The following is a 17,723-nucleotide window of genomic DNA, read 5'->3' as shown; positions in this document are numbered from 1 at the left end:
TTAAGAAGTTGTTTAATGCTTTTCTTGACGCATACGTTCAAGTCTTTTCTGTGCAAGGCTTGAAACCGTTGTATCAGGATAAGAAGCGATGACCTTTTCTAGTGTTTCACGGGCTTGCTGCCACTGTTTATTCTCATATTGAATAAAGCCTATTTTTAACATCGCGTCTTTAGCTTTTGAGTGAGCTGGGTATTGCGAAACAACTTTAGTAAACTCGTCTAGTGCGCGCTTAAAGTTTCGGCTAACGTAGCTAGCTTCACCCAACCAATACAAAGCATTGGGTATATAAACACTGGTTGGAAACGTGGTAACAAACTGAGAAAAATCAGCAATTGATTGCTGGTAATCGCCTGATTTCAAACTTGAAAACGCTTCGTCGTATGCAACCTTATCTTGCCCACCGCTTACTTTCGTTTGCGAAGGTGCTGAAGGGCTGCTTTGAGCCGATATACCACTACTTGCTGCCTGTGCTAGCGAACCCGATGATGCAGTGATTGAGGCTGATGAATTACCCGATTCTAATTGTGCGATTCGACCATCTATATCCAAATATAAATCACGCTGACGCTTCTTTAATGTTTCGATCAGGTAATTTTGTTCTTCAATCTGACCACGCATTTGCTGAACTTCACGTTGCAATTGTTCCAATCGGTTATACATTCCCAGCATACTTGAAGCTGATGCTTGCTGTGCAGGAGATGCTATTACGCGACCACTTCCATCAACAACTGGCGGTAGGGCTGCCGAAGCAGCCCCACTGACAACTAGAAGAGCAGCAAACTGCCCTAATATTTTTTTACTGATCAATGCGCTGGGTAAATAAGTTCAACGCGACGATTTAAACGCCAAGCCGATTCATCATGCCCGATAGCAACTGGTTTTTCTTCTCCAAGTGCTACTGCTTCTGTTTGGTTTTCGCCAGCACCTTGGAGTGACAATAAGTTTTGTACTGTTTTTGCACGTTTTTCACTAAGCGCAACATTGTATTCGCGTGTACCACGCTCATCAGCATGTCCTTCAACAATCACTGACACGCCTGCATTAGCGGCTAAATAAGCACCATGAGCGGCCAAAACAGCTTCATATTGTGGTTCTACTGCACTGCTATCGAATGCGAAATAAATAACCTTTGTTGACAAAGGACTTGCTGGGTTATCAAGCGGATGGCCTGAAAAGCTACTTCCATCACTTACGCCCGAAGTACTTGCACCGCCAGTTGATACACCATTAACTCCATCGCTAGTTCCCGTAGCAACATCATCGCCACCAAACATGCTACATCCTGCCAACGCTGTTGAAAGCAAAAGACCCATTACTACATTTTTATACATTTTCATTTTATTCCTCAATTTACTATTTAAAAGGTGACCAGGCTGGCTCTCTAACTTCACCCTCTTGCAGGCGAAGTTTTTGTCGTACTTTACCGTCAGATGATACCGCAGCCAATATCGATTTCAAGCCATCATTCGTTGAATATAGAATCATACTACCATTAGGCGCATAACTGGGTGATTCATCTAAGCTTCCATTAGTAAGAATATTGGTAAAACCTGATTTTAAATCCAGCGTTGCTATGCGGTACTGGCCATTAACCCGATGTACCATGACGATATATTTTCCATCTGGCGAATAACTGGCTCTGGCATTATACGACCCCTCGAATGTTACGCGAGCGGCTTGGCCACCACTAGCCGATATGCGATAAATTTGCGGCTTCCCACCTCGGTCAGAGGTAAAAATAATGTGCCGCCCATCAGGTGACCAATCAGGCTCAGTATCAATTGCATAACTTCTGGTTAAACGACGAAATGAGCGAGTAATCACATTATAAATATAAATATCAGCGCTGCCATCTTTCGAAAGAGTTAACGCTAATTGGCTGCCGTCTGGCGACCAAGAAGGGGCGCCATTAATCCCTTTGAACGAGCGCAGTTTTTCACGCTGACCGGTTCGTAATGTTTGCGTATAAATAGAGGACCGCCGTCCTTCATACGACACATAAGAAATTTTATCTCCTCTTGGTGACCAAGAAGGCGACATTAACGGTTCAGTTGAAGTAACAATGGTCTTTGCACCGTATCCGTCGGCATCCGCGACTTGAATTTTATACTCCTGCTTTCCATTAGCCCCCATCATTGATGTGACATATGCCATGCGTGTACTAAAGGCACCTTGTTGACCAGTTAAATTTTCGTAAATCAAATCACTGATACGGTGCGCGACACCACGTAAATTAGCTGTGTTAGCAGGAATACTAAACCCCGTTAATTGCTCGCCTTTATATACGTCAAATAGCTGAAACTGCACCGTCAACATGCCATTTGCGGTGGGTGTCACCCTACCAATTACTAAATTGTCTTGCCCCAGCGATTGCCAATTACGAAAATTAACCTGCTCTGCTGATGATGGTTTATTCAACATATCTGTCCGGGGCAGGGGTTTAAATCGACCGCTGCGCGCTAAATCATCACTAACTATCTGAGCAATATCAACCGGCAAACCTCCGATGACTTGTTCACTTGAAAAAGGCACAATCACAATCGGCTGGGCAGATGAAACACCTTGCGTTATTTCAATTCTTAAGGCTTCGCTCATCGCTGAAAAAGTTACAAAAGCACTTAAAAATAAAACCGTTTTAATCATTTTTTGCATTCTTTATTAATCTCCTGGCCTAAAGTAAAACTCAAGCGTTCTAAAAAAATTGAACATCTTAGGGTCATTGGGCAATGGTAAAGGCGCGGCTTTTCTTGTTGCTCGCTCAACCGAACGATCAAAAAGTGCGTTACCACTGGATTTTATCACCTGCGCATCAATCACATCCCCACCTGGAATTAAGCGAACACGAACCACGCAATCTAAGCCGGTAATATCTCCAGGCGGTTGAATCCAGTTTCGTTCTACTTTCTGCCTAATCAAATCAGTATAGCTCGCAACGGCTTCTTGCGCTCTAATCTCCTGCTCTTCTAGAGCTGCCAACTCGCGCAATGCTTGCTCTCTTTGAGCCTGCTCTTTTGCTGCTTTCTCTTTTGCTGCTTTCTCTTTTGCTGCTTTCTCTTTTGCTGCTTTCTCTTTTGCTGCTTTCTCTTTTGCTGCTTTCTCTTTTGCTGCTTTTAATTTTTCGGCTTTTTCACGAGCCAGACGCTCTCTCTTCTTTTTTTCATCCGCCTGTTTCTTTTTTTCTGCGGCTTCAGCTTTTTTCTTTGCTAATAGGTTTTTCTCTTTCAACTTCGCTTGTCTGGCGGCTTCGTCGGCTTTTTGTTTAGCGAGCTTCTGTTTTTGTAGTTCTTGCTGTTTTTTCAAATCAGCTATTCTTTTTTCTTCCGCTAACCTTTTCTTTTTAATCTCATTTAAACGTGCCTGCTCTTGTAAACGCTTTTTGTTTTCTATATTTTTAAGCTTTTCCGCCTCGGCTTTAATCTTAGACTCATCAATAACGGTTGCTTTTACAACATTAACTGTTGGTTTTGGATTAATTTTTTTCTCACTAAAAATGTCAGCACTAAACATAAAGAATGCCACTAGCAGCAAATGAAAAACAACAGACAATATGACCGCAACTGGATATTTTTTAAATAAATCCATCATCGTTATTGTTGTTATTGATTTGGGTCCGTTAGCAGACCAATGCTTGGTACACCTGCAGCTTGCAAGCTAGTCATTGCTCGTACCACTTCACCATATAGCACGCCTTTATCACCCCGTATCATCACCGGCGTTTTAGGTTTATTACGTAAGACAGCTGCTACTTTAATTTGTAAGGTGTCTGTTGAAATTGGCTCATCCGTCTTTTCACCTACGTCTAAATAATATTGCCCTTGCTGATCTACTGTTACGACTAATGGTTGAATATTATCATCGTCAACCTGCTCAGCATCGGCTTGCGGCAAATCAATTTCTACACCTTGTTGAATAAGTGGCGCGGTAATCATAAAAATAATCAGTAATACCAACATAACGTCGATATAAGGCACCACATTAATTTCAGCCATCGGCCGACGTTTTGTGCTACGAGCCACTGCTTTTCTCATTCATGCTGACATGTGCCTGGCGTTGCAACACGGTTGTAAAATCGTCCATAAATGTTTCGTAACGTGTGGCCAAGCGGTCAGCATTGTTTGAAAACCGATTATATGCAACAACCGCTGGAATGGCCGCAAACAAACCCATTGCCGTCGCCACCAGTGCTTCTGAAATACCTGGTGCCACTAAAGCCAATGTTGCTTGCTTCATATTACCTAATGCTTGAAATGAGCTCATAATGCCCCATACCGTCCCAAACAAACCAACGTATGGACTTGTTGAACCGACTGTCGCTAAAAAAGGTAGATGGTTATCTAGCACATCCATTTCTCGTGTGTACTGAGCCTGCATTGCACGGCGTGCACCTTCAACAACATGCATCGGCTCCATGCCAGATTGTTCTTTCAGACGCTTATACTCTTGAAAGCCCATATGAAAAATGCTCTCCATACCACATCGGCTATGGTGAGCCGAACCTATTTGGCGTGATAATTCATTAAGATCAATCCCAGACCAAAACCGCTTTTCAAATGTATTGGTTACCTTAAATGCAGATTGAAATTCTTTGTATTTTGCAAAAATAAAGGTCCACGAAATAATGGAGGCCACAACTAACATCAACATCACCAGTTTTACGATGGGCCCCGCTTGTGTTATCAGGTGAACGATGGATAAATCATTTGTCATGTTAATTGCTCAATCATTTGTTGTGGAATGGCTTTGACTTTCATACTTTGCGCATCAAGGCAAGCCACCTTTATAACGGCTTTGTTTATTATTTCACGGTTATTGTCTGCCCGCACAATTGCTTGCTGAAAAACTAATGAGGCACGTTTTAATGTTGCTATTTGTGTAAGCACCAGCAAATTATCATTAAACTTTGCTGGCTTCAAGTAATCCATTTGAACCGCCCTTACTGCAAATGCGACATTTTGTTCGCTTATCAATACATCTTGTTCAACGCCATTGCTACGCAAAAACTCCGTTCGTGCTCGTTCCAAGTATTTCAAGTAATTAGCGTAATACACAATCCCTTGCATATCCGTATCTTCGTAATAAATACGTATTGGCCATTGATGATTATCGTGCATCATATATTGCTATTGGATCAGCTGACCCTACTCTGCCTCAGACACTGTATCGTCTTCATCTATGTTCAATTTATTCGGTGCCTTTAAGCCCAAGTGTTCATAGGCATGACGTGTTGCCATTCGACCACGAGGCGTTCGCATAATATAACCTTTTTGAATAAGGTAGGGCTCTAACACATCTTCAACCGTGCCTCGTTCTTCACTTAATGCAGCGGCCAAACTATCTACACCCACTGGACCACCATCAAACGTATCCACTAAGGTATTTAATAAGCGGCGATCTAATTTATCAAATCCGCTTTTATCCACCTCTAACATCGACAACGCTTTATTTGCTATATCCGCCGTAATCACACCATCACCTTTGACATCCGCATAGTCCCTAACACGTCTTAACAGGCGGTTTGCAATGCGCGGTGTTCCTCGTGATCTTACGGCAATTTCTCTAGCCCCCTCAGCGTCTGACCGCAAGGCCAATATATCCATTGAACGCTGAACAATGTGTGATAAATCGGCATCATTATAAAACTCTAAACGCTGCGTAATACCAAACCGATCACGTAATGGTGAGGTTAACAATCCAGCTCTAGTAGTCGCTCCCACTAGCGTAAACTGAGGCAAATCCAGCTTAATTGAACGCGCTGCTGGACCTTCACCTATCATAATATCTAGCTGATAATCTTCCATCGCTGGGTACAAGATTTCTTCTACCACAGGGCTTAGGCGATGAATTTCATCAATAAATAATACATCGCCTTCTTCAAGATTAGTTAGTAGCGCAGCCAAATCACCGGCCTTTTCCAACACGGGGCCAGATGTTTGACGTAAATTCACCCCCATTTCATTGGCGATGATGTGTGACAAGGTGGTTTTACCTAAGCCCGGTGGGCCAAAAATCAGTACATGGTCTAGCGCTTCTGAACGTGACCTAGCAGCTGACATGAAAATTTCCATCTGCTCACGGATTGCCGGCTGACCAATATAATCCGTTAAGGTTTTAGGTCTAATAGCTCGGTCTATTGCTTCATCATCCAGCAAGTTGTCAGAACTAATGAGTCGATCGCTTTCTATCATGTCGGTTACTTTTATTTCTTTGCGGCTGATTGTAAGGCAGAACGAATAATTTGTTCACTGCTAGCATCATCACTGGCTACGGCTCGTGCACGCTTTTCAGCATCTTGCGGTTTATAGCCTAACGCCACTAAAGCGCTAATCGCTTCTTCAACAGCTGATGTTTTTTGCGTCAACACGCCCAACGGTGGTGGCGTGGTCGTAACTGTTCCCTCTGGTAAACGATCACGCATATCAATCACTAATCGTTCCGCCGTTTTTTTGCCTATGCCGGGCAAACGCACTAGAGCGGCTACATTGCTATCACTCACCCACAAACAAAAATCACTAACGCTCACGCCTGATAAAATACCCAAGGCAACTTTAGGACCCACTCCATTTACTTTAATCAGGCTTCTAAATAACGCCCGTTCTTGCTCCGTTAAAAAACCATACAATACATGGGCATCCTCTCGAACGACAAGATGAGTCCGGAGAGATACTGTCTCGCCTAATGCTGGTAGGTTAAAAAAGCTCGACATAGGTGTTTCAACATCGTAACCCACCCCATTTACATCTATCACAACATGTGGCGCTTGCTTTTCGTCTACCGTGCCACGTAAAAAACCAATCATGCAAACACCTTCGAAGTTGCTTGATTTGTTTGATCCGTATGGAAATGACACAACGCCACTGCTAACGCATCACTGGCATCCATTTGCGGGTCGCCTTGTAGCTTTAATAAAATTTTAACCATGTGTTGAACCTGTGTTTTATCGGCACTGCCTTTACCAACCAGTGCTTGTTTGATCTGACGTGCTGCGTATTCAAACACTTTAATATCATGATCAAATACCGCACAAATTGCTGAGGCTCTAGCTTGCCCTAACTTCAACGCCGAATCGGCATTACGCCCCATAAAAACTTGCTCTACCGCCATTTCTTGGGGTTGATAATGCTGCATTATTTCACGAACACCAAGGTATATTTTTTTTAACCTGTCAGGTAGCGCACCACCACCGGTTCGTATACACCCACTATCGACGTATTTAACTTCTCGCCCAGACACATCTATAACACCATAACCTGTGGTTCTAGAGCCCGGATCAATACCTAGTATTCGCATCTAACTATACTTACTCAGCGCTGTTCATTATTTCATCTGGATAATCTGCATTTGAATAAACGTTTTGCACATCGTCCAAATCTTCCAACACATCTAACAATCGTAATACCTTTTCGGCATCTTTTTCATTCACCGGCGATAAATTATCTGCCCGCAACGTTACCTCGGCATGCTCATACGGAAAACCCGATTCAACCAAGGCATCACGAACCATCATAAAATCTTCTGCTGGCGTCAACACCTCAAACGATCCGTCATCATGTGTAATAACGTCATCCGCACCCGCCTCTATAGCGGCATCCATCAAACGATCTTCATCTAACTGACTCGACAAGCTAATCGCGCCAAGTTTTTGAAACATGTAATCAACCGATCCACTGGTCCCTAAGTTACCACCTGCTTTACTAAAGGCGTGACGCACTTCAGCAACCGTTCTATTCTTATTATCGGTTAAACAATCGACGATAATCGCTATTCCTGCAGGACCATACCCTTCATAACGGATCTCATCGAAATTCTCTGAATCAGTTGTACCACTGCCTTTTTTAATCGCCGTCTCGATAGTGTCCCGCTTCATATTATTAGATAGGCCTTTGTCTACAGCGGCTCTTAATCGAGGGTTATTATCTGGGTCAGGGCCTGCTGCTTTGGTTGCAACGGTGATTTCACGAATAAGCTTAGTAAATAATTTGCCTCGTTTCGCATCTTGTGCGCCTTTACGAAAACGAATATTCGCCCACTTACTATGACCCGCCATACATCTACCTCTCCAAGTAATATTCAACAAGCGAAGTGTATCACTCCCTTGGGTTTTGCTTAAGCGAAACCACTCTCTATTAGCTTGACCTATAAAGCAGTATGGCCTGAATCAACGAAAGCCTGATATCTTTGAGAACTGCTTTCTACAAGAAATTGCCGCTCCTCATTTTTTCATTGAAAATAACGCCTTGTCGATTTAAATAACCGACTGTTAAATCAACCTTGGTAGCCCTCAAAAACAGCATTAATGCTAACAAACAATCTAGCAAAGCGTGCTGTAAGTTTTATTTAATCGCTTTGAACTATGCTAAAATCTTTTAAAACCGATTACTCACCTTATCAGGAGAAACAGATGGCTGATTTATTTGACCCCATAAAGGTTGGTGCGCTTGAGCTACCAAACCGTATTATCATGTCCCCCCTTACCCGCTCACGTTCAGGAAGCAGCCGTATTCCTAACGAATTGATGATTGAGTATTATGTACAACGCAGCTCAGCTGGTTTAATTATCAGCGAAGCGACAGCCGTCTCACCCATGGGCGTTGGCTACGCAGACACACCCGGCATTTGGTCCGATGAACAGGTTGAAGCTTGGAAAAAAGTTACCGACTCGGTACATTCAGCAGGTGGAAGAATCATTATGCAATTATGGCATGTTGGGCGAATCTCTGACCCGATGTTCCTCGATGGTCAATTACCGCTGGCCCCTAGCGCCATTCAACCCAAAGGCCACGTTAGTTTAATTCGCCCAGAAAAACCTTTTGTCACACCACATGCGTTGGAACTAAATGAGATCCAAGACATCGTAGAGCAGTTTCGCACTGGGGCTGAAAACGCTAAAAAGGCAGGCTTTGATGGCGTAGAAATTCATGGTGCGAATGGTTACCTACTGGACCAGTTTCTTCAGGACAGCACCAACCATAGAACAGATATATACGGTGGCAGTATAGAAAATCGTGCTCGATTTATGTTGGACGTGACCGATGCTGTTATTTCCGTCTGGGGTGCAGACAAAGTGGGGATGCACTTGGCTCCAAAAGGGGATGCACACGACATGGGCGATTCCAACTTACTAGGCACCTTTAGCTATGTTGCAAAAGAGCTGGGTAAACGAAAAATTGCCTTTATCTGCTCGCGCGAGGCCTACAGTGATGATTGGTTCGGCCCTACATTAAAAAAAGCTTTTGGCGGCGTTTACATTGCCAACCAAGGGTTCACAAAAGAAAGCGCCAGTGCTGTATTAAACTCAAATCAAGCAGATGCAGTCGCCTTTGGCCAACTCTATATTGCGAACCCAGATCTGGTAGAAAGGTTTCGAGACAATGCACCTCTCAACACACCTGACCCAACAACCTTTTATGCCTCAAGCAGCAAAGGTTATACCGATTATCCGTTGGTTTCACAGGTAAGCTAAAACACAGGCTTGTTTTCGGTAAACTGAAGAATCAAGAAAAAATTAAAGCAGGAAGAGCCAGACAATTTTAAAAAGCTTTAGACCTAGGCTCTAAAGGCTTCTACGTCTACTCACAGCACTTTTTTAACCGCTTAAGCATAAAAAAAGCCTGAAAGTGAACCACTTTCAGGCTTTTAAAAACGCTACGAACCAGTATTAGCGAAATATGCGGATGATTTACATCATGCCGCCCATTCCACCCATGCCGCCCATGCCGCCCATGCCGCCCATATCTGGCATTGCACCTGCGCCAGCACCGGCTTCTTCAGGCTCATCGGTAATCATAGCTTCTGTCGTAATCATCAAGCCCGCAATAGACGCAGCATTTTGAAGCGCTGTTCTCGTTACTTTTGCAGGGTCAAGAATACCCATTTCAATCATATCGCCATATTCACCAGTGGCCGCATTGTATCCTTCGTTTCCAGTGCCTTGCTTAACCGCTTGAAGTACAACGGATGCTTCTTCACCAGCATTGGTTACAATTTGACGTAATGGTGCTTCCATTGCGCGTAACGCAATTTTAATACCGATATCTTGATCATGGTTCAGACCTTCAGCTTTGCTTGCAGCCTCTAAAACACGAATTAATGCAGTACCACCACCCGGTACAACACCTTCTTCAACCGCAGCACGTGTTGAATGTAATGCGTCTTCTACACGCGCTTTTTTCTCTTTCATTTCAACTTCTGTTGTTGCGCCTACTTTAATAACAGCAACACCACCAGCTAGTTTAGCCATACGCTCTTGAAGTTTTTCTTTGTCATAATCAGAACTTGCTTCTTCAGCTTGTGAGCGAATTTGTGCTACACGTGCTTCAATGTCTGCCGCTTGACCTGCACCGTCAACAACAACTGTACTGTCTTTAGTAATCGTTACACGTTTTGCAGAACCCAAGTCTTCTAACGTTGCTTTTTCAAGTGTTAAACCAACTTCTTCAGCAATAACAGTACCGCCTGTTAAAATCGCAATGTCTTCTAACATTGCTTTACGACGATCGCCAAAGCCAGGTGCTTTAACAGCCGCTACTTTTACGATACCGCGCATATTATTAACAACTAAGGTTGCCAATGCTTCGCCTTCAATGTCTTCTGCGATAATTAATAATGGACGACCTGCTTTTGCAACGGCCTCTAGAGTTGGAAGCAAATCACGGATATTTGAGATTTTTTTATCGTGTAATAAAATGAAAGGGTCTTCCATATCAACACTCATGCTTTCTTGATTGTTGATGAAGTAAGGTGACAAGTAACCACGATCAAATTCCATACCTTCAACGACGTCTAATTCGTTTTCTAAACCAGATCCTTCTTCGACAGTAATAACGCCTTCTTTACCCACTTTGTCCATTGCTTCAGCAATGATTTTACCGACGGACTCATCAGAGTTAGCAGAAATTGTGCCTACTTGAGCAATTGCTTTGGTATCAGCACAAGGCACTGATAAGTCTTTAATTGCATTAACTGCAGCAACAACCGCCTTATCAATACCACGCTTTAAATCCATTGGGTTCATACCCGCTGCGACAGATTTCAAGCCTTCAGTAAGAATAGCTTGAGCCAACACTGTTGCAGTTGTTGTTCCATCACCGGCAACATCAGATGTTTTAGCGGCAACATCTTTTACCATTTGCGCGCCCATGTTTTGGAACTTGTCTTTTAATTCGATTTCTTTTGCAACTGACACACCATCTTTAGTGATAGTTGGGCCGCCGAAGCCTTTGTCTAACACAACATTACGGCCTTTAGGTCCTAATGTTACTTTAACTGCTTTTGCTAGTGTGTTTACACCTTCAACCATTAGGCTGCGTGCATCATCACCAAATTTAACTTGCTTTGCCATGTTTCTTTTCCTTTCTCTAAATAAACTTTAAATTATTCAACAACTGCAATGATGTCGCCTTCGCTCATCACCAATAATTCTTCACCGCCTACTTCAACTTCAGTACCGGAATATTTGCCAAACATCACGTTATCGCCAACCTTTACAGACATCGGCTGAACATCACCTTTACTATTGATAGCACCATTACCCACAGCAACAATGTTGCCTTGACTTGGTTTTTCTTTTGCCGAATCTGGAAGCACGATACCGCCTGCACTAACCGCTTCTTCTTCAACGCGTTTAATAATGACGCGATCACCTAATGGACGTAAGTTCATTTATTGAATCTCCTATTGTTTAATATTGATATAGCCATTATGGCTAGCCCCATAGATATGGGGTGATGTTCAACTAAATCAACCCCATAATATGAAAAATTTTATGGCTTTTTTAAAAGTTTGAAGACTGCAGCATAAAAATGCTTAACTACTGTCGCCTCAGCCTACCTGCTGAACCAACAAATAAGCGTCTTTTGCTTATCTTCTACGAAACTTATGCTTAATAATCATAAAACTCAGTTACCATAATTATTGGCAACAATAACCTACACAACTGACCATGAATGACGAACAACTTCTTAGATACAGCCGACAAATCATGCTGCCTTCAATTGATATTGAAGGGCAACAAGCTTTATTGGATGCACGAGTCCTTATCATCGGCATGGGCGGTCTCGGTAGCCCAGTTGGGCTTTACCTTGCTGCCGCTGGCATCGGTCACATGGTCATTAGTGACTTTGACGAAGTAGACCTATCTAATTTACAACGCCAAATCGCCCACACTACTAAGCACATTGGTCAACCAAAGGTTGAGTCAGCAAAACAGTCCTTTCACCAAATCAATCCCATGATTGAAATCACCGCCATCAATAAAAAGTTAGAAGGCGATGAGTTATTAGCACAAGTTAAACTCGCTGATATTGTTGTCGATTGCTGTGACAATTTTGAAACCCGCTTTGCCATTAACGATGCCTGTGTTGCCACTAAAACGCCTTTAGTCTCTGGCGCGGCAATTCGGTTTGAGGGGCAAGTTTCCGTCTTTGATACACGCGATGCAACCTGCCCATGCTATAACTGCCTCTACCCACGTGACGGATCGGTTGCTCAAAACTGTTCAGAAAATGGCGTCATCGCACCCATTACTGGCATCATAGGTAGTACACAAGCGCTTGAAACCATTAAAGTACTCACAGGTGCCGGCCAATCCTTACAAGGCCGCGTTTTATTGCTTGATGCGCTATCAATGCAGTGGCAGAGCATGCAACTACCTCGCAATCCAAATTGCCCTACCTGCTCAAATTCTTAAAGCTAATCTATTGCTTATTAAAAACATTAACATAACCAATGACATTTCATTAGCCCTTTTATAGCCTAAGACGCATAAAACAACGGCACGCCTATCACATCGACTCAAATTGCTTTATTATTTAAACCGTACACATACTATATGGATAAAGCGGCTTAATACGACTAACGATTGTCCACTGAGCGACAATGGTTGTTAGACACGTAAAACAAATAAGATTGGGGCCGTTAAGTTAACTAAATTTTTAAATTGAGGTTATAAAATGGATAACAAAATCGTACAAATAATTTTGGCTATATTCCTTCCCCCCATCGCTGTATTCCTTAAAAAGGGTGCCGGCAAAGACCTTATTATCAATATCCTGCTGTGTTTAGTGTTTTATATTCCTGGTGTTGCTCATGCTTTATGGCTTGTAACAAAATAGGCTAATACCCGCGTCTAACAACTAGCAAAAAAGTAAGGCGCGGCTCTATGCCCCTGTCCTAAATCATGAGCTAGCGCGATAAAAGCATCTTTACTCGCCGATTCTAGTGAGCAATCAGCGTAGTGCCCAGCTACCTCATAACGCTTGAGCAGCTGGCAAGCGTTTTAAGTGATAAACACAAGCGCGGTAATGCTTTACAGCAAGGAAATACAAGCACTTGCATTCAGCCGCAGAAAACTTATACTTAGATTCATTCAGCGCACCATTAATTATAATAAATATTAAAAAAATATAACCGCAGGAGATCCAACATGAAGTGGGAAACGCCAACATACAAAGACTTACGTTTCGGTTTTGAAGTAACGATGTACATTTACAACCGATAAATAACAAATTTACAGATACACAAGGGGTTCCAATAGGAGCCCCTTTTTTATTTATCAGCACTCATTAAGGTCCATTATTTAATATGCAAATTCGTGTTTTAGGTTCAGGTGCTGGCGGCGGCTTTCCACAATGGAATTGTAGCTGCCCTAATTGCAAAGCTGTACGTGCAGGAACGATTAAAGCCACTGCACGAAACCAATCCTCCATTGCCGTTTCATCTGACGGTGAACATTGGGCTTTATTTAACGCGTCGCCTGACGTTCGCGCTCAATTAGAGAGCTTTCCTGAAATACACCCAAAAAATAAAGTACGTGGCACCGGTATTGAAGCCATTGTGATGTTTGATTCTCAAATTGATCACGCTACAGGGTTATTGATTTTACGCGAAGGCGACCCATTAACCATTTATTGTACCGAGATGGTAAGGCAAGACCTAACAACCGGTTTTCCAATTTTTAACATTTTGGAACACTTTTGTGGTGTTGAAGACCACACCATTCCATTGAATGGTGATGCGTTTACAATTCCCAATATTCAAGATTTAGAGTTCACCGCCTTGCCGTTAAAAAGCAAAGCGCCGCCTTATTCACCCCATCGTAATGACCCACACGAGGGAGATAATATCGGTATGATTATTCGGCAAATCTCCACCGGCAAAACAACCTTCTATGCACCTGGATTAGGTGAAATAGAAGCGCACGTTGAACAAGCAATGAAGGACGCTGATTGTGTATTGGTTGATGGTACTTTCTGGTCAGATGATGAACTTGCTTCCGTTGGTAGACCTTTATTGGCTAGAAAAATTGGGCACTTACCGCAATCTGGCAAAGGTGGCATGATTGAGTTTCTAGATACCCTTGAAAAGCCACGCAAAATTTTAATTCATATCAACAACACTAACCCTATTTTGAATGAAGAGTCTGAGGAACGCGATATACTGACCCAACACGGCATTGAGGTGTCGTATGACACTATGAATATCGAACTATAATATGACAGAAAAAGCACCTTGGTCACTGCAAGAATTTGAAACACGCATTCGCGATATGGAACGTTTTTACCATATCAACCACCCTTACCATGTGATGATGCACGAAGGTGCGTTATCTAAAGAGCAAATTCGTGGCTGGGTAGCTAACCGATTCTATTACCAAGTTAACATTCCCCTAAAGGATGCGGCGATTATGGCAAACTGCCCAGACCGTGATACCCGCGCGCAGTGGATTCAACGAATTATTGATCACGATGGCGCGCCTGGTGAAGTTGGTGGCATTGAAGCCTGGTTGCAATTGGCGGAAGCAGTAGGTTTAACACGTGAAGAAGTCTTGTCTGAAGAACATGTTTTACCGGGCGTTCGCTTTGCTGTTGATGCCTATGTTAATTTTGCACGTAGAGCCGATTGGCACGAAGCTGCTAGCTCTTCATTAACAGAATTATTTGCACCAAAAATTCACCAACAACGGTTAGATAATTGGCCAGCGCATTACCCTTGGATTGACCCAAAAGGGCTGAGCTACTTTCAAAAACGTTTAAGCGAAGCCCGCCGTGATGTTGAGCATGGCCTACGCATCACCCTAAGCTGGTATAAAACCCGTGAACAACAAGAAAAAATGATTCGTATTTTAAAATTCAAACTGGATATTCTATGGACCATGGCTGATGCAATGCACATGGCTTATGTTCATGAAATGCCACCTTACTTTACTGTTGAATCATGAGCCTGCAACTCACTGAGCCCTTTCAGTTGTTAACAAGCTACCGCTTGCAATGGGAAGAAGCACAAAATATGTTTGTGTTGCTCTACCCTGAAGGGCTTATTGAGTTAAACCAAAGCTCTGCTGAAATTTTAAGCCTCTGCGATGGCCAGCACACACTTGACGATATTGTTTCAGTACTTGAAGTAAAATTTTCAACAACGGGTATTAAAAACGATATTACCCATTTCTTAACTACCGCGCTCAATAATGGCTGGATTACCCAAAACACCTAGCCCACCTCGCTGGTTGCTTGCAGAGCTAACTTACGCTTGCCCATTACAGTGTCCATACTGTTCTAACCCCTTGGACTACAAAAATTTCTCAGCTGAATTATCGACCAATGAATGGAAACGTGTGCTGAAGCAGTCTCGCGAAATGGGTGCCGTACAGCTGGGCTTTTCAGGCGGCGAGCCGCTGGTTAGGAAAGACCTAGCAGAACTCGTTAACTATTCACACCAACTCGGTTATTACACCAACCTCATCACCTCCGGCTACAAGATGGATGAGGCTAAAATTATCGAGTTAAAAGACGCTGGTTTAGACCACATTCAAATCAGCATTCAAGCCAGCTCAAAAGAATTAAATGACTTTATTGCTGGCACAGAAAGCTTCGACGATAAAAAATCCGTGGCTAAATTAGTTAAGAAACATGGTTACCCAATGGTGTTATGCGTTGTATTACACCGCGAAAACATTCATCAAATGAGGGATATTCTAGAGATGGCGATTGACTTAGGCGCCGACTTTGTAGAACTAGCAAACACACAGTATTATGGTTGGGCGCATCACAACCGCGATCAACTAATGCCAACGCAAGAACAACTTCAAGACGCTGAAAAAATTGCTAACGAATACCAACGCTCTCAACAAGGCAAGATGAAAATTTATTACGTCATACCTGATTACTACGAAAACCGCCCAAAAGCTTGCATGAACGGCTGGGGAACCACCTTTTTAACCATTGCGCCAGATGGTGCGGCATTACCTTGTCATTCTGCTCGTCAACTGCCTAACTTTGATTGCCCAAATGTTAAAGACTTCTCAATAAGTGACATTTGGAATCACTCTGTAGCCTTCAACTACTTTCGTGGCGATGACTGGATGAAAGAACCGTGTAGAAGTTGTTCTGAAAAAGATAAAGACTTTGGCGGCTGTCATTGCCAAGCCTTTTTATTAACCGGTGATGCAACAAACGCAGACCCTGTTTGTGACTTATCAACACAACACTACCTAGTAACCGATGCTATTAAACAAGCTACTCAACTAACTGAGCAGCCACTATTATTTAGAAACAGCAAAAACTCTAAACAATTTAATCACTAACCCCAACCCAAGGAACACCCATGAAAGTAACCGCTGCTGTTGCCTGGAAAGCAGGTCAACCATTATCCATAGAAGACATTAACTTAGACGGACCAAAACATGGAGAAGTGTTAATTCGAAACGTCGCCGCGGGTGTTTGTCATACCGATGCGTTTACCTTATCCGGCGATGACCCTGAGGGCATTTTCCCTGCCGTATTAGGCCATGAGGCTGGTGCCATCGTTGAAGAAATTGGCCCAGGCGTCACCTCAGTACAAGTAGGTGACCACGTTATTCCGTTGTACACACCAGAATGTGGGCAATGCAAATTTTGCTTATCGGGCAAAACCAATTTGTGCCAAGCCATTCGAGTCACTCAGGGCAAAGGATTAATGCCTGATGGCACCTCTCGCTTTTCCAAAAATGGACAAGCAATATACCATTACATGGGCACCTCCTCTTTTGCCGAATACACGGTTTTACCAGAAATATCACTCGCTAAAATAAACAAAGCAGCGCCGTTAGACAAGGTTTGTTTATTAGGTTGCGGTGTCACTACGGGTATCGGCGCTGTGCTCAACACCGCCAAAGTAGAACCGGGTAGTACTGTCGCTATTTTTGGCTTAGGTGGTATTGGTCTAAGTGCTATTCAAGGTGCTGTTATTGCGAATGCTGAACGGATTATCGCTATTGATATCAATGAAGATAAGTTCGAATTTGCCAAACAACTCGGTGCAACAGATTGTATTAACCCGAAGCATTTTGATCAGCCTATTCAAGATGTTCTTGTCGACATGACCGATGGCGGTGTTGATTACTCATTTGAATGTATCGGCAATGTTAACACCATGCGCTCTGCGCTAGAGTGTTGCCATAAAGGCTGGGGTGAGTCTGTTATTGTTGGCGTAGCGGGTGCAGGACAAGAAATATCCACTCGCCCATTCCAGCTGGTCACAGGCAGGGTTTGGCGCGGTACGGCTTTTGGAGGCGTTAAAGGTCGCAGCGAACTACCCGATTATGTTGAAAAATACCTTCGCGGGGAAATTAAAATAGATGAAATGGTCACCTATACCATGCCCTTAAACGACATTAACCGTGCCTTTGATTTAATGCACCAAGGAAAAAGTATTCGCTCGGTGATTATCTATTAATACGCAGTTTTGTCTGA

Annotated in this window: 22 protein-coding genes; 9 read left to right on the top strand and 13 right to left on the bottom strand. The window is 43.1% G+C overall.

What is annotated here, in order from left to right; all coding sequences use genetic code 11:
- Positions 1–12 precede the first annotated feature (12 nt).
- From ybgF to Q91_RS02350, 11 genes are read right to left on the bottom strand one after another with little or no spacing between them, the layout of a single operon-like run.
- Positions 13–807 carry a tol-pal system protein YbgF gene (gene ybgF / locus Q91_RS02400; protein WP_015005288.1) on the bottom strand — a complete coding sequence of 265 codons (795 nt, stop codon included), beginning with the start codon at positions 805–807 and terminating at the stop codon, positions 13–15.
- Positions 804–1,337, bottom strand: a complete 534-nt coding sequence (locus Q91_RS02395) for an OmpA family protein (RefSeq protein ID WP_016389856.1) — start codon at positions 1,335–1,337, stop codon at positions 804–806. The genes ybgF and Q91_RS02395 overlap by 4 nt, the downstream gene beginning before the upstream one ends.
- Positions 1,338–1,353: 16 nt before the next feature.
- Entirely contained in the window at positions 1,354–2,652 is a 1,299-nt protein-coding gene (gene tolB, locus Q91_RS02390; RefSeq protein WP_015005286.1) for a Tol-Pal system beta propeller repeat protein TolB, read from the bottom strand.
- A gap of 6 nt (positions 2,653–2,658) precedes the next feature.
- Positions 2,659–3,585 (bottom strand): cell envelope integrity protein TolA, encoded by a 927-nt coding sequence (tolA, locus tag Q91_RS02385; protein ID WP_238538353.1) that lies wholly within the window; start codon positions 3,583–3,585, stop codon positions 2,659–2,661.
- Between the two features lie 11 nt (positions 3,586–3,596).
- A complete protein-coding gene (gene tolR / locus Q91_RS02380; RefSeq protein ID WP_232228549.1) occupies positions 3,597–4,016 on the bottom strand; it encodes a protein TolR in 420 nt (139 codons plus the stop codon).
- A complete protein-coding gene (gene tolQ, locus Q91_RS02375; RefSeq protein WP_015005283.1) occupies positions 4,006–4,707 on the bottom strand; it encodes a protein TolQ in 702 nt (233 codons plus the stop codon). Before tolQ ends, tolR begins: the two co-directional genes overlap by 11 nt.
- Positions 4,704–5,114, bottom strand: coding sequence for a tol-pal system-associated acyl-CoA thioesterase (ybgC, locus tag Q91_RS02370; RefSeq protein ID WP_015005282.1), 411 nt, complete (start codon positions 5,112–5,114; stop codon positions 4,704–4,706). The genes tolQ and ybgC overlap by 4 nt, the downstream gene beginning before the upstream one ends.
- 24 nt (positions 5,115–5,138) lie before the next feature.
- A complete protein-coding gene (gene ruvB / locus Q91_RS02365) occupies positions 5,139–6,185 on the bottom strand; it encodes a Holliday junction branch migration DNA helicase RuvB (RefSeq protein WP_015005281.1) in 1,047 nt (348 codons plus the stop codon).
- Between the two features lie 11 nt (positions 6,186–6,196).
- Positions 6,197–6,796 (bottom strand): Holliday junction branch migration protein RuvA, encoded by a 600-nt coding sequence (ruvA, locus tag Q91_RS02360; protein ID WP_015005280.1) that lies wholly within the window; start codon positions 6,794–6,796, stop codon positions 6,197–6,199.
- On the bottom strand, positions 6,793–7,287 hold the full coding sequence (gene ruvC / locus Q91_RS02355) for a crossover junction endodeoxyribonuclease RuvC (protein WP_015005279.1): 495 nt from the start codon (positions 7,285–7,287) through the stop codon (positions 6,793–6,795). The genes ruvA and ruvC overlap by 4 nt, the downstream gene beginning before the upstream one ends.
- A gap of 10 nt (positions 7,288–7,297) precedes the next feature.
- Positions 7,298–8,044 carry a YebC/PmpR family DNA-binding transcriptional regulator gene (locus Q91_RS02350; protein ID WP_015005278.1) on the bottom strand — a complete coding sequence of 249 codons (747 nt, stop codon included), beginning with the start codon at positions 8,042–8,044 and terminating at the stop codon, positions 7,298–7,300.
- Between the two features lie 354 nt (positions 8,045–8,398).
- Here Q91_RS02350 and Q91_RS02345 point away from each other — a divergent pair, with 354 nt between their 5' ends.
- Entirely contained in the window at positions 8,399–9,460 is a 1,062-nt protein-coding gene (locus tag Q91_RS02345) for an alkene reductase (RefSeq protein ID WP_015005277.1), read from the top strand.
- Positions 9,461–9,676: 216 nt separating this feature from the next.
- On the opposite strand, the gene groL is transcribed toward Q91_RS02345, so the two are convergent.
- Complete coding sequence (groL, locus tag Q91_RS02340; RefSeq protein WP_015005276.1) at positions 9,677–11,338, bottom strand: chaperonin GroEL; 1,662 nt, start codon at positions 11,336–11,338, stop codon at positions 9,677–9,679.
- 32 nt (positions 11,339–11,370) lie between these two features.
- Positions 11,371–11,658: a co-chaperone GroES gene (gene groES / locus Q91_RS02335; protein ID WP_015005275.1), complete on the bottom strand. Its 288-nt coding sequence runs from the start codon at positions 11,656–11,658 to the stop codon at positions 11,371–11,373.
- Positions 11,659–11,938: 280 nt separating this feature from the next.
- Here groES and Q91_RS02330 point away from each other — a divergent pair, with 280 nt between their 5' ends.
- The 8 genes from Q91_RS02330 (at position 11,939) to Q91_RS02300 (ending at position 17,706) form a co-directional block, all read left to right on the top strand.
- Complete coding sequence (locus Q91_RS02330; protein ID WP_041230478.1) at positions 11,939–12,685, top strand: molybdopterin-synthase adenylyltransferase MoeB; 747 nt, start codon at positions 11,939–11,941, stop codon at positions 12,683–12,685.
- Between the two features lie 262 nt (positions 12,686–12,947).
- Entirely contained in the window at positions 12,948–13,109 is a 162-nt protein-coding gene (locus Q91_RS11460; RefSeq protein ID WP_015005273.1) for a YqaE/Pmp3 family membrane protein, read from the top strand.
- Positions 13,110–13,420: 311 nt separating this feature from the next.
- Positions 13,421–13,495 (top strand): pyrroloquinoline quinone precursor peptide PqqA, encoded by a 75-nt coding sequence (pqqA, locus tag Q91_RS11455; protein ID WP_016389867.1) that lies wholly within the window; start codon positions 13,421–13,423, stop codon positions 13,493–13,495.
- Between the two features lie 83 nt (positions 13,496–13,578).
- A complete protein-coding gene (gene pqqB, locus Q91_RS02320; RefSeq protein WP_015005272.1) occupies positions 13,579–14,487 on the top strand; it encodes a pyrroloquinoline quinone biosynthesis protein PqqB in 909 nt (302 codons plus the stop codon).
- A 1-nt stretch (position 14,488) separates the two neighbouring features.
- Positions 14,489–15,214, top strand: a complete 726-nt coding sequence (pqqC, locus tag Q91_RS02315) for a pyrroloquinoline-quinone synthase PqqC (protein ID WP_015005271.1) — start codon at positions 14,489–14,491, stop codon at positions 15,212–15,214.
- Positions 15,211–15,486: a pyrroloquinoline quinone biosynthesis peptide chaperone PqqD gene (pqqD, locus tag Q91_RS02310; RefSeq protein ID WP_015005270.1), complete on the top strand. Its 276-nt coding sequence runs from the start codon at positions 15,211–15,213 to the stop codon at positions 15,484–15,486. The genes pqqC and pqqD overlap by 4 nt, the downstream gene beginning before the upstream one ends.
- Positions 15,461–16,576 carry a pyrroloquinoline quinone biosynthesis protein PqqE gene (pqqE, locus tag Q91_RS02305; protein WP_026362558.1) on the top strand — a complete coding sequence of 372 codons (1,116 nt, stop codon included), beginning with the start codon at positions 15,461–15,463 and terminating at the stop codon, positions 16,574–16,576. The genes pqqD and pqqE overlap by 26 nt, the downstream gene beginning before the upstream one ends.
- Before the next feature lie 20 nt (positions 16,577–16,596).
- A complete protein-coding gene (locus Q91_RS02300) occupies positions 16,597–17,706 on the top strand; it encodes an S-(hydroxymethyl)glutathione dehydrogenase/class III alcohol dehydrogenase (protein ID WP_015005268.1) in 1,110 nt (369 codons plus the stop codon).
- Positions 17,707–17,723 lie beyond the last annotated feature (17 nt).

The sequence above is a fragment of the Cycloclasticus sp. P1 genome (genome assembly GCF_000299965.1).
Lineage (GTDB): Bacteria > Pseudomonadota > Gammaproteobacteria > Methylococcales > Cycloclasticaceae > Cycloclasticus > Cycloclasticus pugetii.
Note: the sequence above shows the minus strand (reverse complement) of the source record. Positions and strands in the feature narration are given on the sequence as shown.